Annotated in this window: 29 protein-coding genes and 1 tRNA gene; 17 read left to right on the plus strand and 13 right to left on the minus strand. The window is 71.5% G+C overall.

What is annotated here, in order from left to right:
• The first annotated feature begins 2 nt into the window (after positions 1 to 2).
• The 15 genes from ACU6P3_RS13480 (at position 3) to ACU6P3_RS13550 (ending at position 11,399) form a co-directional block, all read left to right on the plus strand.
• Complete coding sequence (locus ACU6P3_RS13480) at positions 3 to 299, plus strand: hypothetical protein (protein ID WP_447197315.1); 297 nt, start codon at positions 3 to 5, stop codon at positions 297 to 299.
• Positions 296 to 751, plus strand: a complete 456-nt coding sequence (locus tag ACU6P3_RS13485) for a Pycsar system effector family protein (RefSeq protein WP_447197316.1) — start codon at positions 296 to 298, stop codon at positions 749 to 751. Before ACU6P3_RS13480 ends, ACU6P3_RS13485 begins: the two co-directional genes overlap by 4 nt.
• A complete protein-coding gene (locus ACU6P3_RS13490) occupies positions 748 to 1,086 on the plus strand; it encodes a hypothetical protein (RefSeq protein WP_447197317.1) in 339 nt (112 codons plus the stop codon). The genes ACU6P3_RS13485 and ACU6P3_RS13490 overlap by 4 nt, the downstream gene beginning before the upstream one ends.
• The gene (locus ACU6P3_RS13495) at positions 1,083 to 2,051 is read left to right on the plus strand and encodes a DUF2637 domain-containing protein (protein ID WP_447197318.1); all 969 of its coding nucleotides are present in this window, start codon (positions 1,083 to 1,085) and stop codon (positions 2,049 to 2,051) included. Before ACU6P3_RS13490 ends, ACU6P3_RS13495 begins: the two co-directional genes overlap by 4 nt.
• Positions 2,048 to 2,386: an RRQRL motif-containing zinc-binding protein gene (locus ACU6P3_RS13500; RefSeq protein ID WP_447197319.1), complete on the plus strand. Its 339-nt coding sequence runs from the start codon at positions 2,048 to 2,050 to the stop codon at positions 2,384 to 2,386. Before ACU6P3_RS13495 ends, ACU6P3_RS13500 begins: the two co-directional genes overlap by 4 nt.
• Positions 2,387 to 2,405: 19 nt before the next feature.
• The gene (locus ACU6P3_RS13505; RefSeq protein ID WP_447197320.1) at positions 2,406 to 2,648 is read left to right on the plus strand and encodes a hypothetical protein; all 243 of its coding nucleotides are present in this window, start codon (positions 2,406 to 2,408) and stop codon (positions 2,646 to 2,648) included.
• Between the two features lie 90 nt (positions 2,649 to 2,738).
• Entirely contained in the window at positions 2,739 to 4,307 is a 1,569-nt protein-coding gene (locus ACU6P3_RS13510) for a hypothetical protein (protein ID WP_447197321.1), read from the plus strand.
• 2 nt (positions 4,308 to 4,309) lie between these two features.
• The gene (locus ACU6P3_RS13515; protein ID WP_447197322.1) at positions 4,310 to 6,430 is read left to right on the plus strand and encodes a hypothetical protein; all 2,121 of its coding nucleotides are present in this window, start codon (positions 4,310 to 4,312) and stop codon (positions 6,428 to 6,430) included.
• Positions 6,431 to 6,640: 210 nt separating this feature from the next.
• Entirely contained in the window at positions 6,641 to 7,108 is a 468-nt protein-coding gene (locus tag ACU6P3_RS13520; RefSeq protein WP_447197323.1) for a hypothetical protein, read from the plus strand.
• Positions 7,109 to 7,117: 9 nt separating this feature from the next.
• Entirely contained in the window at positions 7,118 to 7,306 is a 189-nt protein-coding gene (locus ACU6P3_RS13525) for a hypothetical protein (RefSeq protein WP_030751652.1), read from the plus strand.
• Between the two features lie 17 nt (positions 7,307 to 7,323).
• Positions 7,324 to 7,629 carry a hypothetical protein gene (locus tag ACU6P3_RS13530; RefSeq protein WP_447197324.1) on the plus strand — a complete coding sequence of 102 codons (306 nt, stop codon included), beginning with the start codon at positions 7,324 to 7,326 and terminating at the stop codon, positions 7,627 to 7,629.
• Between the two features lie 89 nt (positions 7,630 to 7,718).
• On the plus strand, positions 7,719 to 8,657 hold the full coding sequence (locus tag ACU6P3_RS13535) for a bifunctional DNA primase/polymerase (RefSeq protein WP_447197325.1): 939 nt from the start codon (positions 7,719 to 7,721) through the stop codon (positions 8,655 to 8,657).
• Complete coding sequence (locus ACU6P3_RS13540) at positions 8,654 to 9,697, plus strand: AAA family ATPase (protein WP_447197326.1); 1,044 nt, start codon at positions 8,654 to 8,656, stop codon at positions 9,695 to 9,697. The genes ACU6P3_RS13535 and ACU6P3_RS13540 overlap by 4 nt, the downstream gene beginning before the upstream one ends.
• A 179-nt stretch (positions 9,698 to 9,876) precedes the next feature.
• On the plus strand, positions 9,877 to 10,026 hold the full coding sequence (locus tag ACU6P3_RS13545) for a helix-turn-helix transcriptional regulator (RefSeq protein WP_447197327.1): 150 nt from the start codon (positions 9,877 to 9,879) through the stop codon (positions 10,024 to 10,026).
• Positions 10,023 to 11,399: a tyrosine-type recombinase/integrase gene (locus ACU6P3_RS13550; RefSeq protein WP_447197328.1), complete on the plus strand. Its 1,377-nt coding sequence runs from the start codon at positions 10,023 to 10,025 to the stop codon at positions 11,397 to 11,399. The genes ACU6P3_RS13545 and ACU6P3_RS13550 overlap by 4 nt, the downstream gene beginning before the upstream one ends.
• A gap of 168 nt (positions 11,400 to 11,567) precedes the next feature.
• Here ACU6P3_RS13550 and ACU6P3_RS13555 read toward each other — a convergent pair.
• Positions 11,568 to 11,649: transfer RNA gene (locus ACU6P3_RS13555), tRNA-Tyr, on the minus strand.
• A 217-nt stretch (positions 11,650 to 11,866) separates the two neighbouring features.
• Here ACU6P3_RS13555 and ACU6P3_RS13560 point away from each other — a divergent pair.
• On the plus strand, positions 11,867 to 12,355 hold the full coding sequence (locus tag ACU6P3_RS13560) for a YajQ family cyclic di-GMP-binding protein (RefSeq protein ID WP_030742131.1): 489 nt from the start codon (positions 11,867 to 11,869) through the stop codon (positions 12,353 to 12,355).
• 150 nt (positions 12,356 to 12,505) lie between these two features.
• Here ACU6P3_RS13560 and ACU6P3_RS13565 read toward each other — a convergent pair whose 3' ends face one another.
• A complete protein-coding gene (locus ACU6P3_RS13565; RefSeq protein WP_030742127.1) occupies positions 12,506 to 12,775 on the minus strand; it encodes a GlsB/YeaQ/YmgE family stress response membrane protein in 270 nt (89 codons plus the stop codon).
• A gap of 186 nt (positions 12,776 to 12,961) precedes the next feature.
• Here ACU6P3_RS13565 and ACU6P3_RS13570 point away from each other — a divergent pair, with 186 nt between their 5' ends.
• A complete protein-coding gene (locus ACU6P3_RS13570; protein WP_447197329.1) occupies positions 12,962 to 13,363 on the plus strand; it encodes a YccF domain-containing protein in 402 nt (133 codons plus the stop codon).
• 138 nt (positions 13,364 to 13,501) lie between these two features.
• Here the strand turns inward: ACU6P3_RS13570 and htpX are convergent, their stop codons facing one another.
• The 11 genes from htpX to ACU6P3_RS13625 form a co-directional block, all read right to left on the minus strand.
• Positions 13,502 to 14,365, minus strand: coding sequence for a zinc metalloprotease HtpX (gene htpX, locus ACU6P3_RS13575; protein ID WP_447197330.1), 864 nt, complete (start codon positions 14,363 to 14,365; stop codon positions 13,502 to 13,504).
• Positions 14,366 to 14,605: 240 nt separating this feature from the next.
• Complete coding sequence (locus ACU6P3_RS13580; RefSeq protein ID WP_447197878.1) at positions 14,606 to 16,159, minus strand: NADH-quinone oxidoreductase subunit N; 1,554 nt, start codon at positions 16,157 to 16,159, stop codon at positions 14,606 to 14,608.
• Between the two features lie 176 nt (positions 16,160 to 16,335).
• Positions 16,336 to 18,000, minus strand: coding sequence for an NADH-quinone oxidoreductase subunit M (locus ACU6P3_RS13585; protein WP_447197879.1), 1,665 nt, complete (start codon positions 17,998 to 18,000; stop codon positions 16,336 to 16,338).
• Positions 18,001 to 18,027: 27 nt separating this feature from the next.
• Positions 18,028 to 20,034 (minus strand): NADH-quinone oxidoreductase subunit 5 family protein, encoded by a 2,007-nt coding sequence (locus ACU6P3_RS13590; protein ID WP_447197331.1) that lies wholly within the window; start codon positions 20,032 to 20,034, stop codon positions 18,028 to 18,030.
• Positions 20,031 to 20,414: an NADH-quinone oxidoreductase subunit NuoK gene (gene nuoK, locus ACU6P3_RS13595; protein WP_447197332.1), complete on the minus strand. Its 384-nt coding sequence runs from the start codon at positions 20,412 to 20,414 to the stop codon at positions 20,031 to 20,033. The genes ACU6P3_RS13590 and nuoK overlap by 4 nt, the downstream gene beginning before the upstream one ends.
• Positions 20,414 to 21,085, minus strand: a complete 672-nt coding sequence (locus ACU6P3_RS13600; protein WP_447197333.1) for an NADH-quinone oxidoreductase subunit J family protein — start codon at positions 21,083 to 21,085, stop codon at positions 20,414 to 20,416. The genes nuoK and ACU6P3_RS13600 overlap by 1 nt, the downstream gene beginning before the upstream one ends.
• Entirely contained in the window at positions 21,082 to 21,672 is a 591-nt protein-coding gene (locus tag ACU6P3_RS13605) for a NuoI/complex I 23 kDa subunit family protein (protein WP_447197334.1), read from the minus strand. Before ACU6P3_RS13605 ends, ACU6P3_RS13600 begins: the two co-directional genes overlap by 4 nt.
• The gene (locus tag ACU6P3_RS13610) at positions 21,673 to 22,641 is read right to left on the minus strand and encodes a complex I subunit 1/NuoH family protein (RefSeq protein WP_447197335.1); all 969 of its coding nucleotides are present in this window, start codon (positions 22,639 to 22,641) and stop codon (positions 21,673 to 21,675) included. It abuts the gene before it with no gap.
• Complete coding sequence (locus tag ACU6P3_RS13615) at positions 22,638 to 24,005, minus strand: NADH-quinone oxidoreductase subunit C (RefSeq protein ID WP_447197336.1); 1,368 nt, start codon at positions 24,003 to 24,005, stop codon at positions 22,638 to 22,640. The genes ACU6P3_RS13610 and ACU6P3_RS13615 overlap by 4 nt, the downstream gene beginning before the upstream one ends.
• On the minus strand, positions 24,002 to 24,628 hold the full coding sequence (locus tag ACU6P3_RS13620) for an NADH-quinone oxidoreductase subunit B (RefSeq protein WP_447197337.1): 627 nt from the start codon (positions 24,626 to 24,628) through the stop codon (positions 24,002 to 24,004). Before ACU6P3_RS13620 ends, ACU6P3_RS13615 begins: the two co-directional genes overlap by 4 nt.
• Complete coding sequence (locus ACU6P3_RS13625) at positions 24,619 to 25,050, minus strand: NADH-quinone oxidoreductase subunit A (protein ID WP_037802254.1); 432 nt, start codon at positions 25,048 to 25,050, stop codon at positions 24,619 to 24,621. The genes ACU6P3_RS13620 and ACU6P3_RS13625 overlap by 10 nt, the downstream gene beginning before the upstream one ends.
• Positions 25,051 to 25,224 lie beyond the last annotated feature (174 nt).

Raw genomic sequence — 25,224 nt, forward strand, 5'->3', positions numbered from 1 at the left:
CCATGAAATACATCGTGGCTGGTCATACAGCCGTTACGGCCGAGGAGTTCGTAGAACTGGCGCTCGGTACCCCGCTGGATCTCTGGCTCGGCCCCGAGGAAGGAGAGACCGAGACGGAACGTGCCGCGCGTCTGGACGCGGCCCGAGACATCCTCGCGGACGACCCCGGCTTGGTCGACCGCGTGAGCCAGGTCGCCGCCGAAGCGATCGAGGCGTTCGCCCCGGACCTGTTCAACGTCGCCCCGCTGCCCCGGACCACTGCGCGGCGCTGGGAGCTCCAGAGGGGAGAGGCCGCGTGAGCGCGCTCGACAAGAACCTCACGGCCGCTCACGCGGAAGTGAAGGCCGAGATCGCCCGGACCGACACCAAGACGGCCCTGCTGCTTGCGTTCGTCGGTGCGCTGCTGGCCGGTGTCTGGTCGGTCGCCTCTGATGTCCGTCTGCCGGTGGCCGCGTACGTGGTCGGCGGGCTCGGCGTGGTGCTGTTGCTCGCCGCGGCGGCACTGCTGCTGCGGGCGGTCCGCCCGAACCTGGGCGGCCGGCGGCCGTTCGGGTTCCCGCGGTGGGCCATGCTCACCGCTGACGAGATCAGCGCGGACCTGTCGGAGGACACCCGGGCCCAGGACATCGCCGGCCTGTCCCGTCTCGCTGTGCGGAAGTTCTCGAACCTCCGTCGGGCGGTCGACCTGACCGGGCTCGCCGGCGTTCTGCTGGTCGTCGCGGCTGTGATCGGGATCGGGGGTGCGCTGTGACGTGCACGCTGTATGACCTGTCGGTCCCGCTGCGGGCGCTGCGGTTGCTCGCTGTGGAGTTCGCGCATCTGCCGGCGCCGTCGGTGGCGGTGTCGACCGTGTACCCGGACCTGTTGGACCTGTCGTTCCATGACGGCGGGTTCGCCTCGTTCGAGGCGTGGCGTGAGGCGCTGGGGATCGACCCGAGCGAGGTTGTTCACCGCGTTCAGGGGGCCGGGCGGACCGGGGTGCTGGATGTTCACGGCGTGTTCGCCGGGGCCCGTCTGCGCCTGACCGGCTACACCCGGATCGCGTCGGGAACGAGCGTTCCGGCGGGTGCGGGGGCGGTCTCGTGAACGCTGTTCAGGTCCGTTCAGCGGAGCGGGCGCTGTCGGTCGGGACGTGGCTGATCGTGGCCGGCGCGATGCTCTACTCCGTCCTCACCGTGACCCCGCTCATGGCCCGGCACACGGCCGAGGAGTGGGCGTGGACGGCCCCGATCCTGCCCCTCGTGGTCGACGCGGCCGTCGTCATCGTGGTCCGCCTTGACTCCGTGCTGGCCCGGCTGGGCGGGCACGGCGGACGGTGGCCGGTGGTGCTGCGGTGGATGACCGGCGCCATGACCCTCGCTCTCAACGTCGCGGACAGCGCGCTGAAGAAAGACCTGGTCGGGGTGGCCGTGCACGCGGTCGCGCCCCTGCTGCTCATCGTCACCGCAGAAACCGGACTCGCCTACCGCCGCGCCATCGCGGCGGCCGTCGCACGACTGGACGCCGAACAGCGCGCCGAACGCGAAGCGCGCGAGGAAGCGGCCCGGCAACGGCAGGAGCGGGCCGAGCGACGGGAGCGGGAGGAACGCGAGCACGCGGCGCAGTTGCTGCGTGAACAGCGTGAACATGAGGCCCGTCTGGCCCGTGAGCAGACCGAACGCGAGGAAGCCGCCCGCCGTGCCGAACGGCAGGAGCAGCAAGCGCGGGAGCGTGCGGAGCGGGAGGGCCGTGAACGCCGTGAACGCGAGCGTGAACAGCAACAGCGCGAGCGTGAACGCCTCGAACGAGAGGCTGCACAGCGGAGCGAGCGGGAGCAGCGGGAGCGGGCGGAGCGGGAGCGCCGTGAACGCGCCGCGCTGCTCACCGGCGGGCCGGTGAACGAGAAGCTGCCCGAGGACCGGGCGCGCCGGATCGTGCACGCGGCGTTCAGTGAGGGTCTGTCGGTGCGGGCCGCCGCCGAGCTGTGCGGCTGGTCGGTCGGCTGGGTGTCCGCCCGCTACCAGGACCACCGCGACGGCGCCGGACTCGTCCTCGAAGGCGCGTCGTCGTGACCGCCCTGCCGGTGTACGGGTGGCGGCTCGCCCCGGATGGCTACGCCACCCGCCGGCAGCTCCGCGCCGCCGGGCTCCGCCCCGGCGGGCAGGACGTCGCGGCGGAACTCCAGCGGCCCCGCCGCTCGCGCGGGCCGCTGGTCGCCTACCTCTACCGCGTCGACCACGCGAAACCCGTCCGTCCGATGACACCGGCCCGGTGGCAGGCACTCGCCAAGGCCAACACCGCCCGGCGCACGTGCCCGGAGTGCGGGCGCGATGCCGGATACGTCATCCCCGCCTCGCTCGGCATGTGTGTGCCGTGCGCTGACTCAACCATCATCACCGCTGCCTGACACGACTGGAGAACGAACAGTGAGCAGTCAGACCGAGCAGACCGCCGCCCCGGCCGTCCGGAGGCAGGGCACGCACCACTACGTGCTCACCCTCGACCTTCCCGGCCGCGTGGCCGGTACCTGGTACGGCACCTACACCCCGGCCCCGGGCGCCACCCGGCACGACGTGTTCATGGCCCTGCAAGAGCAGGCGCGCAGGGACAACCCGGAGTTGGCCAGGGCCAACGTCGTGTTCTTCGCCCTTGAGCGCAACGGGATCTGACCTGCACCAGCCCATGAGCAAGGCCCGGACGCAGTGCTTTGGCCGGCCAGCGTCCGGGCCTCTGACCTCCCGAAGGGAGTGCACAACAGCATGACGGATACCACCATCGCTCCGGTAGCGGGCCCTGAGGCCCCGCCGGAGGCCACACCGCCCGCGGTCGAGCAGCAGACCGCCCCGCCGGCGCCCGCCGATGTGGAGCACACGCCGGGCGGGTGGCCGGTCGTTCCCCTCGCGGTGACCGGCACGAACGCCACCACGTCGCTGCTGTCCGCCGCTGCTCTGGTCGGCGGACCGGCCGCGCTCGCGGTCGCCGCCACCGGGGCGGTCGTTCTCGGCACCGCCGCCGCGGCGGCCCGTCACCGCCGCGCCCGGCGCGGCAAGCCGAAGACCGGCCGCACGGCCCGTACCGGTATCCGCGCCGGTTCCGGCGCCAGGTCGGCAACAGCCGGACGCATCCGGCAGGGTGCGGGCCGGGTGCCATCGCAGCGCAACGGAAGCGCCGGCGTCATCAAGTCCCCCGGCCGCGGCAGGAGGAAAGCGGCCGGGAGTGCGGCCGGTTCCTCCCTGTCCGCGGCCCGGTCGGGTGGGCTGAACCGCGGCCGTCGCGCCGCGTCCACGTCTGCCTCTGCGGGTGCGGAGCGTGGGCGAATGGGGCAGGTCAAGGCGTTGCGGGAGGCGGCCCGGCAGTCGCCGCCGTCGCGGGCCGCCCGTCGTAGCGAGACCAGTGGCGCGCGTCGTGCGGTCGCCGATGCGCGTCGGCAGGCCAGGGCCGACCGGCGGCACGCGGCTCAGGTCCGTAAGGGGCCGGTCGGTCGTGCCGTGGGTGCGGCGGCCGGACGTGTCGGCCGGGCTTGGGGTGCGGCCCGGGAGCGTGCCCGCAAGGGGCGTGACCAGCGGGCGGCCGGGCAGGTCACCGCGCAGCGCGATCAGGTGCGTAAGGCCCCGGCTCGGAAGCGGGCGCGCAAGGCGTTGCGGCGTTCGGCCGCGCGGTTCCAGGGTCGCCGTCTGCTGGCGGCTCTGCTGGCCGGGGTCTTCGGGCTGGTTGGTCTGATCAGTTCTCCGCTCGGCCGGAAGCTCGGTCTGCCGTGGCTGGTGCATCCCGGCCGCCGTCTCTACGCCCGGCTGATGCGCGCCGCCGACGCGGAGCGTACGGCGCGGGATGAGGCCATTCGCGCCGCGTTGCAGGACGACGAAGCCGCCGTCGACGCCGAAGCGGCCAAGGACGGCACCGAGGAGATCGGGGACACGGCCGAGCGGCCGGCCGGTGTCGTCCCCGCAGCGCCCACCAGCAGCGAGAGCAGTGAGGGAGAGATCGTGTCCGGTTTCCGGTTCGAGGAGTACGCGGCGGAGATGGAAGGCGCGGCGGGCGGCTACGACCCCGAGAACGCCATGGAGATCCTGGCCATGGTCGAAGGGCTCCCCGCCGCGCTGACCAGCGTGGCGAACGTGATGCGGATCCTCGCGGAGCGGGCCGACGGTGAGTTCCCGCTGGAGAAGGACGTCGCGAACGGCTTCAACGACATCTTCGGCGCGCTCATGTCGGCCGTCGCGGTCGCTGAGGACATGGGCCCGCTGTTCCGCCGCGTGCATGAGCAGGACATCGCCCGCCACGAGGACCCGCGCAACGGGACCGAGGCCGAGAAGGGATGGAACGTCTGACCATGACCACCAACACCGCCACCAAGACGGGGCCGGTGTGGGACTGGGCGGCCGGTCACGGACCCGTGACCGGCGCTCTGTCCGCCACCACCGGAGCCCTGGCCGTCGCCACCACCGGCGCCGCGGCCGGCATGCCGCCCGGCTGGGCGCTCGCGGCCGGCGCGGCCGGCGCGATCGGCCACACCGCCACCAGCCTTCGCGACCGCCTTTCGGCCCGCACGATCGGTATGCGCGCCGCGTCCTGGCTCCTGGGGGCGGGGTGGACGACGTGGGCCATGACCACCGGCCCGCTGACCTGGGCCGCCCTCGGATCTCTCGCCACTCTCGGGATCGGGATGGGCGCTGCCGCTCGCGCCACTCTGCTGCGTGAAGAGGCGCGCGAGCTGGAGGCCATCGCCGCTGCGGAACGGCAGGTCGCCCGAGAGCTCTCCGCGGAGCGACGGGCCATCGCTGCCGAGTGGGCGGACCGGATCCAGCGGGTGTGCGGGATCACCGTGCGCGTGCTCGCGGTCGAGCAGTGGCCGACCGGCACCGGGTTCACCATCGACGCCGAACTCCCGCCCGGCGGCACCACCTACGACAAGATCGCGCGGGAATCCGCACGCCTCTCCGCAGATGCGCGTCTGCCGCACGGGTGCACCGCGCTCGCCTCTCAGGGCATCGACCAGGGGCGCGTCCTGGTGGACGTGACCACGGTGAACGTGCTCGCGGCAGAGGTCACCTACCCCGCCGACTACGGGCCTCTGTCCCTGCACACGGGCATCCCGTGGGGACTGCGGACGAACGCGGACGAGATCCGCACCTATCTGCGCGAGCAGTGCGCGTTGGTCGTCGGTCCGACCGGTTCGGGCAAGACGAACATGGTCCACACGATCCTTGCCGGGTTCGCCCGTGCCACGGACGTGCTCACGTGGGTGATCGACCTGAACGCCGGGTCGGCCGGCCTGCCCTGGGTCCGCCCCGCTCTCGACAGCAGCGGGCAGACCACCGAGGGGATGCGGCCCGGCGTGGATTGGCTTGCCGCCTCGCACGAGGAAGCCGCGATGATGCTCGACGCGGCGGTGCGGATCGCCAAGCACCGGAAAATGGCCTACCAGGACCTCATGTCGCAGGCGAACACGGACCTCCTGCCGATCAGCGACCGCATCCCGCAAATCATGATCGTGATCGATGAGGGTGCGGAGATCCTGACCGCCATCGACCGGCCGTCCAAAGCGCTGGCCGCGAAGATCCTGGAAGTGATCCGGATCGCCCGTGCCATGGGTGTCCGCACCGTCCTGACCGCACTCGGCGCCACCGGGGCCGTGCTCGGGAACCTGATGCTCCGCCGGGAAGCGAAGGTACGTGTCGCCCTGACCGGTGGCGAGACCGAGGGCATGGACCTGGGCAAGCAGTTCCCCGGCTCCCGCGGACTGCGCGTCGACCAAGCCCCCTACAAAGGCGCCGGCTTCATGGGCACCCCCGAGTCCCCCGCCGCGCTGTTCAAGTCCTGGCGAATCCTGCCGAACCAGATCCGCGACATCGTCGCCGCCACCTCCGACCGGCACCCCACTCTCGACGCCACATCGAGCAAGGCGGCCGGACCCGACTACGCACGACGCTGGGACACCACCCGCACCGCATGGATGCGCGACAACGACACCGCAACCGACGAACGGCCCGCCACCGGGGCACCCGCCAGGCCGGGCGGACTCAACCTCTCCGCACTCCGCGACAGCGGCACCCCGCCGGCCGCCGACGACCCGGACGCGGACGCACTCGCCCACGCGTTCATGGCCCAGATCGACGCGCAGTTCGGCACGACGACCGAACCGTCCCCGCCCACGGACGCGGCCGGGGACGACCGGCCCGCGGGCCTGAACCTCTCCGCGCTCCGCGACGCCAACGAGGACAACGCCGCCCGGCAAGCCGCGCTTGCCCTGCTGCTCGCCGCCGGGCCTGAGGGAACCGGTGCGTCCGCGATCGCCCGCGCTCTCGCCGACGAACACGGCACCACCCGGCAGACCGTCGTCGGGTGGCTCAAGGCATGGGCCGAGGACGGCACCGCTGTTCGGGTCGGCACGGGCACCAAGACCCGTTACGTCCACCACCGCCACACCCCCGTCAACCCGCCTGAGGACTGACCTCCTGTCGCTTGTCGCCCCGGGCCCGAGAAAGGCCACAGACGGCCCCCTGAGAGCCGAAAACGGCTTGTGACCTGCAAGGCGACAAGCGACAAGACAAGACAAGCGACAAGCCGCACGACAAGCCAGACGACAAGCGACACGACAAGCCGACGCCGGGCAGCACCCCACATCCAGGGTGCTGCCCGGCGCCGTTGAGGGGAGCCCCTTGTGCACTCCGAGACCCCGTACGAGATCACCACCATCCCCACGACACCGACCGCGCCCCGGGCCGAAATGCTGCCGCACGAGATCCCGCCCGGCGTCCAACTCGTCACCCTGCCCGGCGGTGCACGCACGCTCGCCTACACCCACCCCACCGCCCCGGCAGCACCCGCGCCCGCGTCGGCCGCACAGCCGATCCCCACATGGGCCAAGACCACGGCTCTGCTCGTGCCCACCACCGGCGCCGGCATCGCCACCGCCGGAATCGGACTCTCCTACGCCGCACCAGGACTGATCGCCATGAGCCAAGCCCTCTGGTCCGCCGTCGCCCTCATCGCCACAAGCGCCGGAGCCGTCGCCGTACTCCTCTGGGCCGCCCGCACCCGCACCACCAAGACTCCGCCCACGCAGATCACCCAGCACATCACCGCCACCGGCCTCTTCGGCCGCGCCAACGGCACCATCAATCACTGAGGAGTTGCTGTGGCCCTGACCGTCTCGCTTGTCGCGCTGTTCGGACTCGTTCTGTTCTTCCTGGTCCGCTCCCGCAGCCTCACCGTCGGCTCCGCGTTCGTCGCCGCTGGATTCGGGTTCTTCCTCGCCTCCACCGGCGCCGCCGACCCCCTCAACAACTTCGCCGCCGCCGTCATCGACGCCATCCACAACCTGTAGAGGAGACGACCGCCACGATGCGACTCCGCATCCGCGTCACCGACTGGCCCGCCACCGGCCGCCGCCGACGCACCCTTATCCTCACCGACACGCCCCGCCCCGACTGCCGCAACTGCGAAGGCTACGGCGGCATCGAGCACGACTACGGCGACTACGAGACCGGCGAGTACGCCGGAACCGAGTGGGAGCCCTGCCCCTGCTGGAACGAGAGCCGCCGCTGGACCCTGCTGCCCCTGCCGCGTCTGCCCCGGTGGCTGCGGCGCCGCAGCCACGTCCCCGACCCGTGGGCCGCCAACGGCTACAGCGACGAACCGCCGTTCTGACCAACCCGGGGCGCCCGCTCCGTCTCGCCAAAGATTCGCGGGCGCCCCGGCCCATCCCCCGTCCCTACACAGACAGGAGACACCTCAGAATGCCCCAAGCTCACCGTTCCTCGCTGCTCTCTGCGGCCCTGAGCGCCGCCGAACGCGGCTGGGCCGTCTTTCCCCTCGTCCCCGGTGACAAGCGCCCCGCACTCCACAGCGAGCGTCGCTGTCCGGGCACCGGGGCCTGCGTCGGCGGGCACCGGATGCCGGAACAGCGCGCCACCACCGACCCCGCGCGTATCGCCCGGTGCTGGGATCACGCGCCGTACAACATCGGCGTTGCCGCTGGCCCGTCCGGGCTGGTCGTGGTGGACCTCGATGTCCCCAAGGGGCCGGACGACCTCCCGCCGGCCGACGGGGACACCCCGGGGACCCGCGACGGGAGCGGGGTGTTCGCCGCGCTCTGCGGCCGTCACGGTCAGGAGTACCCCGGCGACACGTACACCGTGCGCTCGGTCAGCGGCGGGACACACCTGTACTACGCGGCCCCGGACGGCATCGAGCTGCGCAACACGGCGGGCAAGCTCGGGTGGAAGGTCGACACCCGCGCGCACGGCGGGTATGTCGTCGGCGCGGGCAGCGTCCTCTCCGGCAAGTCCGCTTCGTACACGGCCGTGCACGAGGCGCCCGTTGCGCCACTGCCCGGATGGCTGGCGGACCTGCTTCGGCCCGCGCCGCTGCCGCCGCAGAAGCCCGTCACGGTGGCGCTCGCCGCCGACCGGCGGGGCAAGTGGCTGCAAGCCGCCGTCAACGGTGAGTTGGAACGCGTCGCCACCTCTCCGGCTCACGAGCACAACAACGCGCTCTACCTCGCGTCCGTCGCGCTCGGGCAGCTCGTTGCCGGGGGTGCGTTGGCTGAGGGAGAGGTGATCGGCTGGCTCACCGATGCCGCGCTCCGGGTGGGGCAGAAAGAGCCTGAGGCCCGACGGACCGTCGCGTCCGGTCTGCGAGCCGGGGCCCGGCGCCCCCGGGCGGTGGCAGCGTGAGCGCCAGCCCGATTCCCCCGCTTCACCTGTACTCCGTCCCCAGCGGCCCCCAGCCTTCCCCCGACGCACCTCCCGTACGGGAGCGGCCCCGGACGGCTTGGACCGCTGATCAGCTCATGGCGACCGAGTTCCCCGAGCCCAAGTGGGCCGTCCCCGGCATCCTGGCCGAAGGCGTCAGCCTCTTGGCCGGTCCGCCCAAGGTCGGCAAGTCCTGGCTCTCCTTGGGGCTCGGTCTCTCCGTGGCCGCCGGAGGGCAGGCGTTCGACTCCGTCCCGGTCGACGGCGGACCGGTGCTCTACCTCGCGTTGGAGGACACCCCGCGCCGTCTCCAGACCCGTATGGGCAAGCTCTTGGGCGGTCAGCCCGCGCCGGCCGGGCTCACCCTCGTGACCGAGTGCCCGCCGTTCCCCCAGGGTGGCAGCGAAGCCATCGCTCAATGGCTTGAGCGCAACCCGGATGCCCGCATGGTCGTGATCGACGTGTTCGCCAAGATGCGCGGGCAGGCACCACAAGGCGTGTCCGCCTATGACGCGGATTACGTCGCCGTCGGCTACGCCAAGCGCATCGCGGATCACTACGGCATCGCCGTCGTCCTGGTGCACCACGTCCGCAAGGCGGGCTCCGAGGACTTCCTGACAGAGGTCTCCGGGACGAACGGCATCGCGGGCGCGGCGGACGCCACTCTCGTGCTCAAGCGGGCCCGTGGGCAGGCGGACGGCATCCTGCACGTCACCGGACGCGACGTGAACGAGGCCGAGTACGCGCTTCAGTTCCAGGAAGCTTCCGGGGCCTGGCAGCTACTCGACGGCCCCGCGTCCGACCACACCATCGGAGACACCCGCGCCGCCATCCTGCGGTACGTGCGGGCCCACCCGGGCGCCCGGCCCCGCGACATCGCGGAAGCCATGCCCAAGACGGACCCCGACACCGTGCGCCGGACGTGCGCGCGCATGGCCGACGCCGGGCAACTCGCCAAGGGCGGCGGTCGGTACTACCCGGACACCGACAGCCGGACACAGGCCACCCCCGACGTGTCCTAACTGTCCGACTGTCCGCTTCTCTCGCCTGACCAGCAGGAACGGGCCGGACATGCGTAGCCGGAGGTGTCCGGCCTGTCCGGTCCGAAGAACGACAACGCCATAGAGGTGGAGGCCCAACGCTGACCACGACCGCCCGCCGTCGACGCCAGCCCGCCGACGAGTGGCTGCCCCTGACCGTGGTGCTCGAAGAGATCGGCATCACCCGCGCCACCTGGTACCGGTGGCGCAACCGTGGCTACGGCCCGGAGGTTCGCCGACTCCCGAACGGACATCTGCGCGTCCGCCGCAGCGCGCTTGACGCCTTCCTCAACGAACTGGAGTTTGTGTGACCGAGTGGAGTTACACGGTCCGTATCTGGGCCATTCGAGAGCGGTCGTACCGCAAGCCGTTCCAGCTCCGATGGCAGGTCGGCCACCGGCCGCACTCCGAGTCCTTCCTGACAAAGGGGCTGGCCGAGAGCCGACGCGCTCAGCTCATCACGGCGAGTCGAGCCGGTGAGCCGTTCGACGTCGACAGCGGATTTCCCAAGTCCATGGTCCAGAAGGAGAAAGACATTCCCTGGTACCAGCACGCCCGGAACTACATCGAGATGAAGTGGGACCAGGCGCCGGCCACCACCCGCAAGAACCTGGCCGAAGCGATGGCGACGGTGACGCCGATCCTGGTCAAGGACACCAAGGGCATGGCCGATCCGCGCGCCGTCCGTACCGCGCTCTACAGCTGGGCGTTCAACGTGAACCGCTGGGACCAGGAACCGCCCCCGGAGGTGAAGGCCGTACTGGCGTGGTTCGAGCGGAAGTCGTTGCCGACATCGGCACTCGCCCAGCGGATGCTGGTGCGCAAGGCGTTGAACGCCTGCACCAAGCGGATGGACGGGAAGACGTCCGCGGGCTCCGTCATCGCGCGTAAGCGCGCCATCTTTCACCAGGCGCTCGGCTACGCGGTGGACGCCGAACTCCTCACCGAGAACCCCATCCCGGGTCTGCGCTGGAAAGCGCCGGAACGGGCCGAGGAAGAGGTGGACCCCGAGTGCGTGCCCGATCCGGAGCTGTCGGAGCAGCTGCTTGCCGCTGTCCGCGCCCAGGGGCCGCGCGGGCGGCACCTTGAAGCGTTCTTCGGCTGCATCCTGTACGCCGCCTCACGGCCCGGGGAAACGGTCGGCCTGGAACGGTCGGACTTCCACCTCCCCCGGCAAGGGTGGGGGAAGGTCTGGCTCCGGGAGAGCCGACCGCGCGCCGGTTCCCCGTGGACGGACTCCGGTGAGGCTCACGACCGTAAGGGGCTCAAGCACAGGCCCCGGAAGGCGGTCCGGCCCGTCCCCATTCCGCCCCGGTTGGTGGCTCTCCTCCGGTGGCACATCACCGTGCACGGCGTGGCCCCGGACGGCCGTCTGTTCCGTACGGCACGGGGCGGCATGGTGCAGGAGAGCGGCTACGGCGAAGTGTGGGCGCGCGCCCGCCGCACGGTCCTGTCTCCGGTCGACCAGAAGACGAAGCTGGCCAAGCGGCCGTATGACCTTCGCCATACGGCTGTGTCCACGTGGCTCAGCGCGGGAGTCGAGCCGCAGATCGTGGCCGAGCGAGCCGGACACAGCGTCGGCGTGCTGTTCCGGGTGTACGCGAAGTTCCTCAAGGGCGGAGAGGAAGCCGCCAACGCGAAGATCTCGGAGCGGCTGAGGCAAGGTCGCTCGGCCACTCCCTGAGCGCTCTGTCGCAGGTCAGCGCGGAAAATCCCGTCCACGCCCCGTCCACACCCACTGGTAGAGAGCGAGATCGAACGAGACAGAGTGAGACAGCGGGCCCCACCGGGCTCGTACGAGAAAGCGGCCCCTGCCCTGCGTTTCCGCAGATCAGGGGCCGCTTTTGTCGCGTGGCGGCGCCAGGATTCGAACCTGGGTAGGCTAAGCCGACGGATTTACAGTCCGCTCCCATTGGCCACTCGGGCACACCGCCATGGGATGTCGCTGCCGGTGAGAGGCCCGCCGTGGGCGGTGCTCCGTGGCAACGACGTAAACGATACCCGATGCCCGGGGGTGCTCCGCCACCCGGTTGATCAGCGCCCGGGGCGGGCGCGGGTGACTAGGCTTTACGCCAGCGACCGGCGGTGTCGGTCGTGGAGCGAGCACGTGATGAGCACCCCGTCAGCCCCCGATGCAAGGAGCCACAGGACATGGCCGACTCCAGTTTCGACATCGTCTCGAAGGTCGAGCGGCAGGAGGTCGACAACGCCCTCAACCAGGCGGCGAAGGAGATCTCGCAGCGTTACGACTTCAAGAACGTCGGCGCCTCGATCAGCTGGTCCGGCGAGAAGATCCTGATGCAGGCGAACTCGGAGGAGCGGGTCACCGCGATCCTCGACGTCTTCCAGTCCAAGCTGATCAAGCGGGGAATCTCACTCAAGGCGCTGGACGCGGGCGAGCCTCAGCTGTCCGGCAAGGAGTACAAGATCTTCGCCTCGATCGAGGAGGGCATCTCCCAGGAGAACGCCAAGAAAGTGGCGAAGATCATCCGGGACGAGGGCCCCAAGGGCGTCAAGGCCCAGGTGCAGGGCGACGAGCTGCGGGTCAGCTCCAAGAGCCGGGACGACCTCCAGGCCGTGATCGCGCTGCTGAAGGGGCAGGACTTCGAATTCGCGCTGCAGTTCGTGAACTACCGGTGACGTCGTTGAACCGCCGCTGACACGGTGGGGGCGGTGAGGGGACGGCCGTCGGACCGGTCGAGCGGGTGCGGGTCCACTCGGGGGCGCTCAGGAACGGGGCTGCTCGGAGCCGCTCGAAGCCGTTCCGGGATCGCGCGGACCGTCGTCGGCTCAGCGGGACCGCGAGTGGCCGAAGAGCAGCCGGTAGACGACGAGCAGGACGAACGCCCCACCGATCGCCGCGAGCCAGGTGGCTCCGTCGAAGAAGTCGTTGTTGATCGGGCGGTCGAGCCAGCGTGCCGAGATCCAGCCACCGACGAAGGCGCCCGCGATGCCTATGAGTGTCGTACCGATCAGCCCGCCGGGGTCCTTTCCGGGGAGCAGGATCTTGGCAGCCGCCCCGGCGAGGAGTCCGAGAATGATCCACCCGATGATGCTCACGCCTTGAACCTGCCTTCCATGTGCTGTTCGCCGTGCATTTCGTACTGAGTTGTCCACCAAGACGCCGAAGACGTGGTCCGTGGTTGCGGACACCGCCGCGAACCGCTCGTTTTCCGCTTCCGGGAGCTGGGTCCGATACTGGTCGTGAGCAGCGACAACGGGCGGACACGCGGGAGGCACGTGCTCATGAAGCTCATCGAACTGATCCTCAACATCCTCTGGCTGGTGCTCTGCGGGATCTGGATGGCCCTCGGGTATGTGGTCGCGGCGATCATCTGCTTCGTACTGATCGTGACCATTCCGTTCGGGATCGCTTCTCTCCGGATCGCGGGCTACGTTCTCTGGCCCTTCGGACGTACGACCGTCGAACGGCCGGGTGCCGGCGCCCCCTCCTTCCTCGGCAATGTGATCTGGCTGATCTTCGCCGGGTGGTGGCTGGCGCTCGGGCACCTGCTTACCAGCATTCCCCTTTTCCTGTCGATCATCGGGATCCCCTTCGGCTGGGCGAACCTGAAGCTGATCCCGATCTCGCTGATGCCCCTGGGACGGGATGTCGTGGCGACGGACGAGCGTTTCGGGGCCCGCTGAGTTCGGGGGCCCGCTGAGTTCGGGGGCCCGCTGAGTTCGGGGGCCCGCTGAGTTCGGGGGCCCGCTGAGTTCGGGGGTCCGCTGAGTTTCGGGACCCGCTGCCCGAACAGGTCCGACGACCAGGCCCGAGGTGGCCGGTCAGGGCCTGCGGCCGGCCATCTGCTCGAGCCGCGCGATCCGCTCGGCCATCGGCGGGTGCGTCGAGAACAGCTTCGACAGGCCCTGCCCGGGACGGAACGGGTTGGCGATCATCAGATGACTCGCCGTCTCCAGCCTCGGCTCGGGGGGCAACGGCAACTGCTTCGTACCGGCGTCGAGTTTGCGCAGCGCGCTCGCCAGGGCCAGTGGGTCGCCCGTGATCTGTGCGCCCGAGGCATCCGCCTCGTACTCCCGCGAACGGCTCACCGCGAGTTGGATGACCGAGGCCGCGAGCGGCCCCAGGAGCATGATCAGCAGCATGCCGAAGGGGCCGGGACCGTCATCGTTGTCGGAGCGGCCCACGGGGATCAGCCAGGCGAAGTTCACCAGGAACATCACCACGGAGGCGAGGGCCCCGGCGACCGACGAGATCAGGATGTCCCGGTTGTAGACATGGCTGAGCTCATGCCCCAGGACTCCGCGCAGCTCCCGCTCGTCCAGGATCTGGAGGATGCCCTCCGTACAGCAGACGGCCGCGTTGCGCGGGTTGCGGCCCGTCGCGAAGGCGTTGGGCGCCTGGGTCGGCGAGATGTACAACCGGGGCATGGGCTGACGCGCGGCCGTCGACAGTTCGCGGACGATCCGGTACAGCTGTGGCGCCTCGAACTCGCTGACGGGGCGCGCGCGCATGGCGCGCAGGGCGAGCTTGTCGCTGTTCCAGTAGGCGTACGCGTTCGTGCCGATCGCCACGACGAGCGCGAGGATCAGGCCTGTACGGCCGAAGAAACTGCCGATCGCGATGATGAGCGCGGACAGTCCGCCCAGTAGGACGGCGGTCTTCAGCCCGTTGTGCCGGCGGTGCACGGTACGCCCTCCAAATGGTGCGGCAGGGGAACCCGCTACTGACGCTGCTCCACTCCTCAAGTGGACCCTTCCGTACAGGTCAACGCGAGGCGGACGGTTCGGGTTCCCCGGCGCGTCCGGGCAGGGGGGTGCGCCGTCCGGGTGGCGGTACGGGCAGGCGGTGCCGCCGGACGGTACGAGTGCGGGTCGCCGCGGCGTCCTTACGGATGTCGCGTCGGGCGCGCCGCCCTCATGGGCGTCTCAGAAGAGACTCGTGTTCGCGAACCGCAGCACCAGTTGCGGAGCTCCGGACAGGGCGAGACCCGCGACGGCGGTCAGGGCGATGGCGATCGTGACCGGTATGGGGGTGGGGGTCGTGATGGATGCCGGAGTCGGTGCCGGTGCCGGAGTCGGCGTCGTCGTGGGAACCGGGGTCGCGGGAGAGGGCGCGACGCCTTCCTCCGCGGGCTGGAAGAGGACCGCCGTCCACCGGAGGTAGTAGTACAGCGCGATCACCACATTGACGGCCATGACGACGGCCAGCCAGCCGAGTCCCGCGTCGACGGCGGTCGAGAAGACCGTCACCTTGGCGAACAGACCGACGATCCCCGGGGGCAGCCCGGCCAGGCAGAGCAGGAAGAAGCCGAGGGCCAGGGCGGCGAGCGGCCGGCGGGCGTAGAGGCCCCGGTAGTCGGAGAGGCGGTTCAGCGGCTTCGTACGGGCCACCAGGGCGGCGACGGCGAAGGCGCCGAGGTTGACGACGGCGTACATGAGGGCGTACGCGACGGTGGAACCGATCCGTTCGCCGCCGAGGCCGCCGGCGCCGGCTCCGGTGCCGTACGCGGCGGCGGCGATCGGTACGAGGAGATACCCCGCCTGGGCCACGGACGACCAGGCGAGCAGTCGTACCGCGCTCCGCGCGCGCGTGGCCGACTGCCGGAGCGCACCGGCGTTCCCCACGGTCATCGTGAGCGCCGCGAGGACCGCGAGGACCGGGCCCCACACGTCGCCGTACGAGGGGAACGCGACGACGGCCACCAGGATGAGGCCGGAGAAGCCGACCGCCTTGCTGACCACCGAGAGGTACGCGGCGATGGGCAGGGGCGCGCCCACATAGGTGTCGGGGACCCAGAAGTGGAACGGCGCGGCCGCCATCTTGAAGGCGAAGCCGATGAGGGTGAGCACCACGCCCACCGCGGCGAGGGTGGTCAGCGGGCCGGGCACCTCGCCCAGCCGGCCGGCGATCCGGCCGAGGTGGAGGGTGCCGGTCGTGGCGTACACGAAGCTCACGCCCAGCAGCGTCACGGCCGTCGCCGTGACGGAGGACAGGAAGAACTTGAGCGCGGCCTCCGAGGAGCGCCGGTCCCCGCGCCGCAGCCCGACCAGCGCGAACGCGGGCAGGGAGGCGACCTCCAGGGCGACGACGAGGGTGGCGAGGTCGCGCGAGGCGGGCAGCAGGGCGGCGCCCGCCGCGGAGGCGAGCAGCAGGAACCAGTACTCGCCCGCGGGGAGTTTCCGGCTCTCGTGGAGCGAGATCAGCGCGGTGAGCAGCGCCCCGCCCAGGACGAGCAGTTGGATGACCAGGGTGAAGCGGTCGGCGGTGTAGCTGCACGCGCCGGCGTCGGTGGTGAGGCAGAAGGTCGAGCGGTCGTCGCCGCGCAGCGGTACGAGCGTGATCAGCGCGGCGAGGAGCCCTGCGATCGCCGCGCCGCCGAGGAGGGGCTTGCGCCGGTCCGGTACGAAGAGGTCGGCCACGAGCACGACGAGCGCGGTGACGGCCGTGAGGGTGGGCGGCGCGACGGCGAGCCAGTCGATGGACTGGACGAGACCGGCGGCGGTGTCGGCCGTGCCGCTCGCGACGGTCGCGTAGGCGTCGTAGACGCTGCCGGGGGCGGCGTGCACGCTGTACGCGGCTTGCGCGGCTTGCGCGCCGTGCCCGACGGCGTGCGCGGCGCTCGCGGCGCTCTGCGCGGCGCTTTCTGCGACCACGGTCACGACTTGCCTCCTGCGAGGAGCTTCTGCACGGCGGGGTCGGTGAGTCCGAGGAGGGCCGCGGGCCAGAGCCCGGCGAGAACGGTCAGCGCGGCGAGGGGTGTCCACGCGGCGAACTCGTAGTTCCGTACGTCGGGCAGGTGCGGGGCTTCCCGCGCCTGCGCGCCCATGCACACCCGGCGTACGACGATCAGCAGGTACGCGGCGGTGAGCAGGGTGCCGAAGGCGGCGATCACCATGAAGGTGAGGAAGGCGGGGCGGCTGAGCCCGGCCGCGGGGCGGAAGGCGCCGAACATCGCGAGCATCTCGCCCCAGAACCCGGCGAGGCCCGGCAGGCCGAGGGAGGCCACGGCGGCGAAGGCGAGCAGCCCGCCCAGGCGCGGGGCCCGGCCGTAGAGCGCGGCGCCGGTCACGCCGGCGAGCGTGTCGAGGTCGGCCGTGCCGTACCGGTCCTTGACGCCTCCGACGACGAAGAACAGCAGGCCGGTGATCAGGCCGTGGGCGATGTTGGCGAACAGCGCGCCGTTGACGCCGGTCGGGGTCATGGTCGCGATGCCGAGCAGTACGAAGCCCATGTGGCCGACGGAGGAGTAGGCGATCAGGCGCTTGAGGTCGCCGCCCGCGCCCTCCTTGGCGAGGGCGAGGCAGGCGAGGGAGCCGTAGATGATGCCGCTGACGGCGAGGGCCGCGAGGTAGGGCGCGAAGGTCCGCATGCCGTCGGGGGCGATGGGCAGAACGATACGGACGAATCCGTACGTACCCATCTTGAGCAGCACACCGGCGAGGAGCACGGAGCCGATGGTCGGCGCGGCGGTGTGGGCGTCCGGCAGCCAGCTGTGCAGCGGCCACATCGGGGTCTTCACCGCGAGCCCGAGTCCGATCGCCAGAACGGCGATGACCTGCACGGACGTGGTCAGGCCCCGGCCGTTGTCAGTGGCGAGTGCCACCATGTCGAATGTGCCCGCTTCGAGCCCGATGAGGAGCAGGCCGAGCAGCATGACCACGGAGCCGAGCAGCGTGTAGAGGATGAATTTCCAGGCGGCGGCCTGCCGTCCGCCGGTCACTCCTTCCGAGCCGCCCCAGCGGGCGATCAGGAAGTACATCGGGATCAGCACCATCTCGAAGGCCAGGAAGAAGAGCAGCAGGTCGAGGACGGCGAAGGTGGCGAGCATGCCGGACTCGAGGAGGAGCAGCAGGGCGACGAATGCCTTGGACGAGGGGCCGTCCGCCGGTGTGGGGGCGTCCGTCGTCGCGGAACCGGCCGTCGTCGCGGGGCCGTCTGCCGGTGTGGCGTCGTTCGGCGTGGGCGCGTGCCGCCGGCGGTCCCGCTGCTTGAAGTAGGCGTACAGCGCGCAGAGGAAGGTCAGCAGGGCGGTCAGGACGAGAAGGGGGAGGGAGATGCCGTCGATGCCGAGGTGGATCCGTACGTCCAGGGCGGGGATCCAGCTGATGTCCGTCGTGGCCTGGATCCTCGACGGGTGGTCGCGGTCGAAGCCGAGGGCCAGGACGATCGCGGCGGCGAGGACCGCGCCGGTCACCGTCACACCGTGGCGGAGCACGGCCTGGTCGGGGCCGGTGCCGCGCAGTCCGGGCGGGGCCGGCAGGAGCGCCGCCACGGCACCGACGAGCGGTCCGACGACGATCAACGCGAGGAGGAGCTGCATCACGGATTCACTGATATCGATCACGGCTCACGCTCCGGCGGCGACGAGGACGGCGGCGATCGCCAGGACGACGGAGCCGGCGAGCAGGGCGCTGAGGTAGGTCTGCACGTTGCCGGTCTGGGCCCGGCGTACGGCGGCGCCGAGCCGGCGGGTTCCGGTGCCCGCGCCGCGTACGTACGTGTCGACGACCTCGCGGTCGAGGAAACGGACCAGCTCGGCCGCCGCCGACACGGGTCGTACGAACAGGTGGTGGTACAGGGCGTCGAGGTGGAAGCCGGCCGCGGCGTGGCGGTGCAGCGGGCCGAGCAGCAGCCGCCCGGGGTCCGCTGGGTCGGGGGCGGCGGCGATGTTGCCGTAGGCGGGGGTGTGGGTCTCGATGGCTTCCGCCTCGGAGAGCGCGGGCTCGGCGTCGGGGTGGGCGGCGACGGCCCCGAGGGGGGTGCGGGCGGCCAGCGCCGTGGTGTGCCGCCAGCAGCCGTAGGTGACCAGTCCGCCGACGAGGGCGGCACCGGTGCCGAGGACGGAGGTGGTGAGGTTCGGCGCGAGGTCGCGGCCGTCGAACCAGCCGGCGAGCCGGCCGACCGTCAGGCCGAGACCGAGGGAGGGGATGGCCAGCAGCCACAGGACCGCGTTCATCGACAGGGGCTGCTTGCCGTGGTCCGGGGCCTCCTCGCCCCGGCCCCGGAAGGCGAGCAGCCACAGGCGGGTCGCGTAGGCGGCCGTGAGGAGGGCGGTGACCAGACCGGCGAGCAGAACCGTCCAGCCGGCGGCGCCGGGCGCCGTGGCCGAGCCGTCGAGTGCGGTGTGCTCGGCGGCGACGAGGACGGACTCCTTGGAGAAGAAGCCGGCGAAGGGCGGGATGGCGGCGAGCGCGAGCAGACCGACCGTCATCGTCCAGTAGGCGTCCGGGATGCGCCGGACCAGGCCGTGCGTCCGGGACATGGCGGCGAGCGAGTTGGTGCCCGCGGCGTGGATGATCACGCCGGCGCCGAGGAAGAGGAGGGCCTTGAACGCACCGTGCGAGATGAGGTGGAAGACGGCGGCGCCGCGGTCCCCGACGGCCAGGGCGCCGGACATGTAGCCGAGCTGGCCGATGGTCGAGTAGGCGAGCACGCGTTTGATGTCGTCCTGGGCGATGGCGGCCAGCGCCGAGCCGACCATGGTGATCGCGGCCAGCACGGCCAGGACGGTCAGCGCGGCCGTCGAGGCCGCGAACACGGGGAGGAGACGGGCCACGAAGTAGATACCGGCCGCGACCATGGTCGCGGCGTGGATCAGCGCGGAGACGGGGGTGGGGCCCGCCATCGCGTCGGGCAGCCAGGTGTGCAGCGGGAACTGGGCCGACTTGCCGACCACTCCCGCGAGCAGCAGCAGCGCGACGAGGGTGGGGTTGCCGAGACCGCCGTCCGCGACGGTCCGCAGGACCCCGTCGATCCGGAACGTGCCGGCGTCGGCGGCGAGCGCGAACAGGCCGATCAGGAAGGGGACGTCACCGAGCTTGGTGACCAGGAACGCCTTGAGAGAGGCGGCGCGGGCCTCGGGCGTCTCCCAGTAGTGGCCGACGAGGAAGTACGAGCAGATGCCCATGATCTCCCAGCCGACCAGCAGCACCATCAGGTCGCCGGAGTAGACGACGAGCAGCATCGCGGAGGTGAAGAGGGACACGAGCGCCGCGTACGAGGGGTAGCGCGGGTCGCCGCGCAGGTAGCCCGTCGAGTAGATCTGCACGCACGAGGCGACGACGCCGACGAGGACGGCGACCAGGGCTGCGAAGCCGTCGATGTACAGGGCGAGGTCGATGGGGACCGAGCCGGTGGGCGTGAGCTGGGTGGCGGCCTCCAGCGGCGCCTTCCCGGCACCGGCGCCGCCGCCTTGGCGTATGGCCACGACGACGGCGAGCACGGTCGCCGCGAGCGTGGGCAGGACGGCCAGAGGGCGTACGAATCCGGGCGCGGTCCGGCCCAGCAGCAGCCCGGCGGCGGCGCCCAGGAACGGCAGGAGGGGGACGAGGACGGCGAGGGTCGTGGTCGTCACGCGGTGGCCTCGGCCTTCTCGTCCTTGGGCGCGGGTGCGGCGGTCGGGTCGTCCGGGGAGGTGTCGTCGTCCGGGCTCTCGGCGTTGTCGCGGAGCCGGTCGACGTCGGAGGTGCCGCGGTTGCGGTAGACCATCAGGACGATGGCCAGGCCGATGCCGATCTCGGCCGCGGCGATGGCGATGACGAAGAGGGTGAGCGCCTGGCCGGCGTGGAGCGTGTCGCGGAGCCAGACGTCGAAGGCGACCAGGTTCAGGTTGACGGCGTTGAGCATCAGCTCGACGGACATCAGGACGAGGATCGCGTTGCGGCGCGCGAGCACCCCGTACAGCCCGGTGGCGAACAGGAGGGCCGCGAGGACGGCGGGATAGGCGAGATGCATCAGCGCTGCCGCTCCTTGTCGCTGCCGTGGTCGCCGCCGCGGGCGCCGCCGCCGTGGTCGTGGTCGCCGTCGGAAGCGCCGCGCTTGCGGGAGAGGACGACGGCGCCGACCAGGGCGGCCAGGAGGAGGACGGACAGGGCCTCGAAGGGCAGTACCCAGTTCTGGAACAGCATCCGCCCGGTGACCTCGGTGGAGCCCTGGGCGGGGCCGCCGAGGTCGATCCAGGTCGTGCGGAAGGCGTCGACGACCACCCAGACGAGGGCGGCGGCCGCGGCGACGGCCACCGCCAGCGCGGCCGGGCGGTTGCCGGAATCGGCGTCGGGGGAGCGGCCGATGGGCGCTTTGGTCAGCATGAGTCCGAACAGCAGGAGGACCACCACGGAACCGAGATAGATCAGGACCTGTACCCAGGCGATGAACTCGGCGGTCAGCAGGAGGTATTCGACGGCCAGGCCGCCGAGCGCCACGACCAGCCAGAGGGCCGCGTGCACGAGTTTCCGGGTGGTGACGGTGACGAGGGCCGCGCCGAAGGTGACGAGGCCGACGAGCACGAAGGCGATCTCGACACCGGTCGGCGACAGGAATCCGGGACCGGCCGCCGGGGCCGCCGAGTGCGTGCTTGTCGCGGTGGCCGCGGTCGCCGCTGTGGCCACGGTCGCTGCGAAGGTCACTCGCCGCCCTCCTGTTCCGGCTCGCGCCCCGGAGCCTGTGCCTGCTCCCGCCGCTGCGCGGCCGCGAGTTTCTCGGCCTTCTCGGCCGCCTTGCGCGCGGCGCCGATCTCTTTCGGCTCCTCCGCTCCCGGGTCCAGGGCGGGCGGCTCGGGCACCGTCCACATCCACTCGCGGAGCTTGTCCCGCTCGTGGGTGAGTTCGCGGATGTCGGTCTCCGCGTACTCGAACTCCGGCGACCAGAACAGCGCGTCGAATGGACAGACCTCGATGCAGATACCGCAGTACATGCAGAGCGAGAAGTCGATGGCGAACCGGTCGAGGACGTTGCGGCTGCGCTCGCGGCCGCCGGGGGCCGCGGCGGGGACCGTCTCCTTGTGGGAGTCGATGTAGATGCACCAGTCGGGGCACTCACGGGCGCAGAGCATGCAGACCGTGCAGTTCTCCTCGAACAGCCCGATGACCCCGCGGGTACGGGGCGGGAGCTCGGGCAGGGCCTCCGGGTACTGGTGGGTGACGGACTTCCTCGTCATCGTCCGCAGGGTGACGGCCAGGCCCTTGGCCAGGCCGGAGCCGGGAATCGAAGGCATTTAAGCGATCGCCACCTTCACGATGCCGGTGAGCGCGATCTGCGCGAGTGCGAGGGGGATGAGGGTGGTCCAGGCGAGTTTCTGCAACTGGTCCTCGCGCAGCCGCGGGTAGCTCACCCGCAGCCAGATGACGACGAACGCGAGGACGGCGGTCTTGAGCAGTGTCCAGACCCAGCCGAGCCCGTCGGCGCCGAACGGGCCGTGCCAGCCGCCCAGGAAGAGGACGGTCGTCAGCCCGCACAGGACGACGATGCCCGCGTACTCGGCGAGCAGGAACAGCGCGAAGCGCAGTCCGGTGTACTCGGTGTACGCACCGAAGATGATCTCGGAATCGGCGACCGGCATGTCGAAGGGAGGGCGCTGGAGTTCGGCGAGACCGGCCACGAAGAAGACGAGGGCGCCGACGATCTGCCAGGGCAGCCACCACCACTCGAAGGCGTCGACGATGCCGGGCAGCGAGACGGTGCCGGCCGCCATGGCCACGGAGGCGGCGGCGAGCAGCATCGGCAGTTCGTACGCGAGGAGTTGCGCGGCCGTACGCAGACCGCCGAGGAGGGAGAACTTGTTGGCCGAGGCCCACCCCGCCATCAGCGATCCGAGCACACCGACGCCCATCACGGCGAGCACGAAGAAGATGCCGGCGTCGACGACCTGACCGACCGCTCCCTCGCCGGGGCCGATCGGGATGGCGACCAGGACCAGGAGGTACGGCAGGAGGGCCACGGCCGGGGCCAGTTGGAAGATCCGGCGGTCGGCCTCGGCCGGGACCACGTCCTCCTTCTGGACGAACTTCACGCCGTCGGCGACGAGCTGGGCCCAGCCGTGGAAGCCGCCCGCGTGCATGGGGCCGAGGCGGCCCTGCATGTGGGCCATGACCTTGTGTTCGGTCTGCCCCACGACCAGGGGGACGACCAGGAACACGGCGAAGACGACCACCAGCCGGAGGGCGACGTCGAGTGCGTCGTTCACGCGTCTCCTTCGGGACCTTCGGGGCGGTCACGGTCGGGTCGATCGCTCTGCGAGCCGTTCTCGGGGCTGTCCGTCTGCGGGTCACTTGCCCCCGGGCCGTCGGTCCTCGGGCTGTCCGTGCGCGGACCGTCGGTCCGCCGACCGTCCCGCTCGGGCCGGTCCGCGAAGGCCGGACGGGGACTGTGCCAGGGCGCGTCGGACGAGGAGGGCGGCGCCTTCCTGGCGGTGTCGGGGGGCTCGGCGGTCCCAGCGGACTCGGCAGTCGCGGCGGGCTCGGCGGTCCCGGCGGTGCCTGTGGTCCCGGTGGGCTCGGGAGCCCCGCCAGGGCCGACGGGCCCTGTGGTGGTCCCGTCCGGGGAGACATCCCGCGTTTTCCGGGTTCCCCTTGCCTCTCCGGTCTCCCGGACCTCACCTGCCTCCCGCCTCCCCGGCGCTCCTTCGGCGGGTCGCGCGGCGGCTTCCTCGGCAGAAGGCCCGCTGTCCGTCGCCGGCTCGTCCCGTTCGGGCCGTACGCCCGTCCCGGACGGTGCTCCCGTCGCGGCGCGGCCGGGGGCTCCCGTCGCGGCGCGGCTGCCGGCCGAGCCCTCGGACGCGCTGCGCGTCCGGCGGGCGGGGCGCTCGCCGGCGGCTCCCGCCGCCCGGCCGGCAGCGCCGCCGCCTGCCCGGGCACCGCGCGCGGGACGGGCCGGGGCCGGGGGGAGCTGCCCCTTGAGGGGGCCCCACTCGTTCGGGTCGGGGACCCCGGGCGGGAGCATCTGGCGGCGCTTGGGCCCACCGTGCTCGGACTCCCCCGGCTCCTTGGCACCCGGCCAGGCCTTGGCGACCCGCGCCGCGAGGACGAAGTCCTTGCGCAGCGGATGCCCCTCGAACTCCTCGGGGAGCAGCAGGGGAGCGAGATGAGGGTGCCCGGTGAAAGAGACGCCGAACATCTCGTGCGTCTCCCGTTCGTGCCAGGCGGCACCCGCGTAGACGTGCACGGCGGAGGGCAGGACGGCCGCGTCGTGCGGCACGGTCGTACGGACCAGCAGCCCGCGCACCGTACCGCCGGCCAGGGCGACGACATGGGCGCAGACGCGGAAGCCCGTGCCCGGTTCGTCGACGGCGCTCAGCCAGTCGAAATAGACGCAGCCCAGCCGGTCGCGGGCGGTTTCGAGGGCGGCGAGCCACGACGCCGCGGGGACGTCGACCGTCAGCAGGCCGTAGGCCGACTCGGCCGAGGCGCCCTCGCCGAAGATCTCGGCGGCGGCGTCCGGCAGCCGGTCGTACCCGCCGTACGGCTCCTTCGGCGCCTGCGGCTCGTGCCGTGCCCGCGATTCCTGCGGTTCCTGCGGATGCTTCGGCTCCTGCTCGCCGTTCGCGGTCATGGCGTGTCCCCCTCGCCGGGCGTCGGCGGGGCGGCGACCAGGCCGCTGCGCAGGGCGTCGACCGGGGTACGGGCGCCCTGCTGGGCGTACCGCTCGCCGAGCGACTCGCGGGCGATCTTCTCCTGGAGCTTGAGGATGCCCTGGAGCAGCGCCTCGGGGCGGGGCGGGCAACCCGGCACGTACACGTCAACCGGGATGATCTGGTCGACGCCCTTCGTCACGGAGTAGGAGTCCCAGTACGGTCCGCCGCAGTTGGAGCAGGCGCCGAAGGAGATCACGTACTTGGGCTCGGGCATCTGCTCGTACAGCCGCTTGACGGCGGGGGCCATCTTGTCCGTGACCGTGCCGGACACGACCATCAGGTCGGCCTGGCGCGGACCGGGCGCGAAGGGGATCACGCCGAGCCGCATGAAGTCGTGGCGGGCCATGGAGGCGGCGATGAACTCGATGGCGCAGCAGGCGAGCCCGAAGTTGAAGACCCACAGGCTGTAGCGGCGGCCCCAGTTCAGGACCACCTTCATGGGCTCGGGGGCCAGCCGGGAGAGCACGCCGAGGCGCCTCGGCTCCGGCAGCGGTGCGCCCGTCGGCTCGGGCGGCGACTCGGGAGCGGGGGTCACGTCCATTCCAGGACGCCCTTCTTCCATGCGTAGAGCAGTCCTACGGCGAGAAAGCCGAGGAAGACGAACATCTCGACCAGGGTCGTCGCACCGTACCCGGGGGCGGCGAAGACGGTGGCCCACGGGAAGAGGAAGACCGAGTCGACTGCGAAGATCACGTAGAGGAACGCGTAGACGTAGTAGCGGACCTGGGTGTGTGCCCAGCCCTCGCCCACGGGGTCCACGCCGCATTCGTACGTGAGCATCTTCTCCGGCGTCGGCACCACCGGCCGCAGCAGTCGGCCGGCTCCGAAGGCCACGGCGACGAACAGCACACCGACGACCGCGAGCAGACCGACCACCGAATAGCTCTGGAAGTACTCCGACGCGAGAACGGTCGGTTGCGACACGTCCGCCCCTCGCTCCCTGACTCCGTAGCGCTTCTTCAACGATCTGTACTCACGGAGTCTAGGCCCTGCCAAGGGGGGCCCGGGCAGGGCCGTCTCCCCGGGAGGTCAGGCGGGGCCCAGGCCGGGCTCGGACAGGACTCGGGTGGGACTCGGGGGGACTCGGGTGGAGCTCGGGTGGAGCTCGGGTGGGGTTATCCCCACCGGGCCGCACCC

This window comes from Streptomyces hebeiensis (genome assembly GCF_052983195.1).

Excerpts from the sequence above, each read along its gene's own strand:
- ACU6P3_RS13560 (WP_030742131.1), top strand. The coding sequence starts at position 11,867 with ATGGCCGACTCCAGTTTCGACATCGTCTCGAAGGTCGAGCGGCAGGAG.
- ACU6P3_RS13570 (WP_447197329.1), top strand. The coding sequence starts at position 12,962 with ATGAAGCTCATCGAACTGATCCTCAACATCCTCTGGCTGGTGCTCTGC.
- ACU6P3_RS13615 (WP_447197336.1), bottom strand. The coding sequence starts at position 24,005 with ATGACCGCGAACGGCGAGCAGGAGCCGAAGCATCCGCAGGAACCGCAG.
- ACU6P3_RS13480 (WP_447197315.1), top strand. The coding sequence starts at position 3 with ATGAAATACATCGTGGCTGGTCATACAGCCGTTACGGCCGAGGAGTTC.
- ACU6P3_RS13530 (WP_447197324.1), top strand. The coding sequence starts at position 7,324 with ATGCGACTCCGCATCCGCGTCACCGACTGGCCCGCCACCGGCCGCCGC.
- ACU6P3_RS13510 (WP_447197321.1), top strand. The coding sequence starts at position 2,739 with ATGACGGATACCACCATCGCTCCGGTAGCGGGCCCTGAGGCCCCGCCG.
- ACU6P3_RS13605 (WP_447197334.1), bottom strand. The coding sequence starts at position 21,672 with ATGCCTTCGATTCCCGGCTCCGGCCTGGCCAAGGGCCTGGCCGTCACC.
- ACU6P3_RS13535 (WP_447197325.1), top strand. The coding sequence starts at position 7,719 with ATGCCCCAAGCTCACCGTTCCTCGCTGCTCTCTGCGGCCCTGAGCGCC.
- ACU6P3_RS13515 (WP_447197322.1), top strand. The coding sequence starts at position 4,310 with ATGACCACCAACACCGCCACCAAGACGGGGCCGGTGTGGGACTGGGCG.
- ACU6P3_RS13585 (WP_447197879.1), bottom strand. The coding sequence starts at position 18,000 with ATGCAGCTCCTCCTCGCGTTGATCGTCGTCGGACCGCTCGTCGGTGCC.
- nuoK (WP_447197332.1), bottom strand. The coding sequence starts at position 20,414 with ATGCATCTCGCCTATCCCGCCGTCCTCGCGGCCCTCCTGTTCGCCACC.
- ACU6P3_RS13620 (WP_447197337.1), bottom strand. The coding sequence starts at position 24,628 with ATGGACGTGACCCCCGCTCCCGAGTCGCCGCCCGAGCCGACGGGCGCA.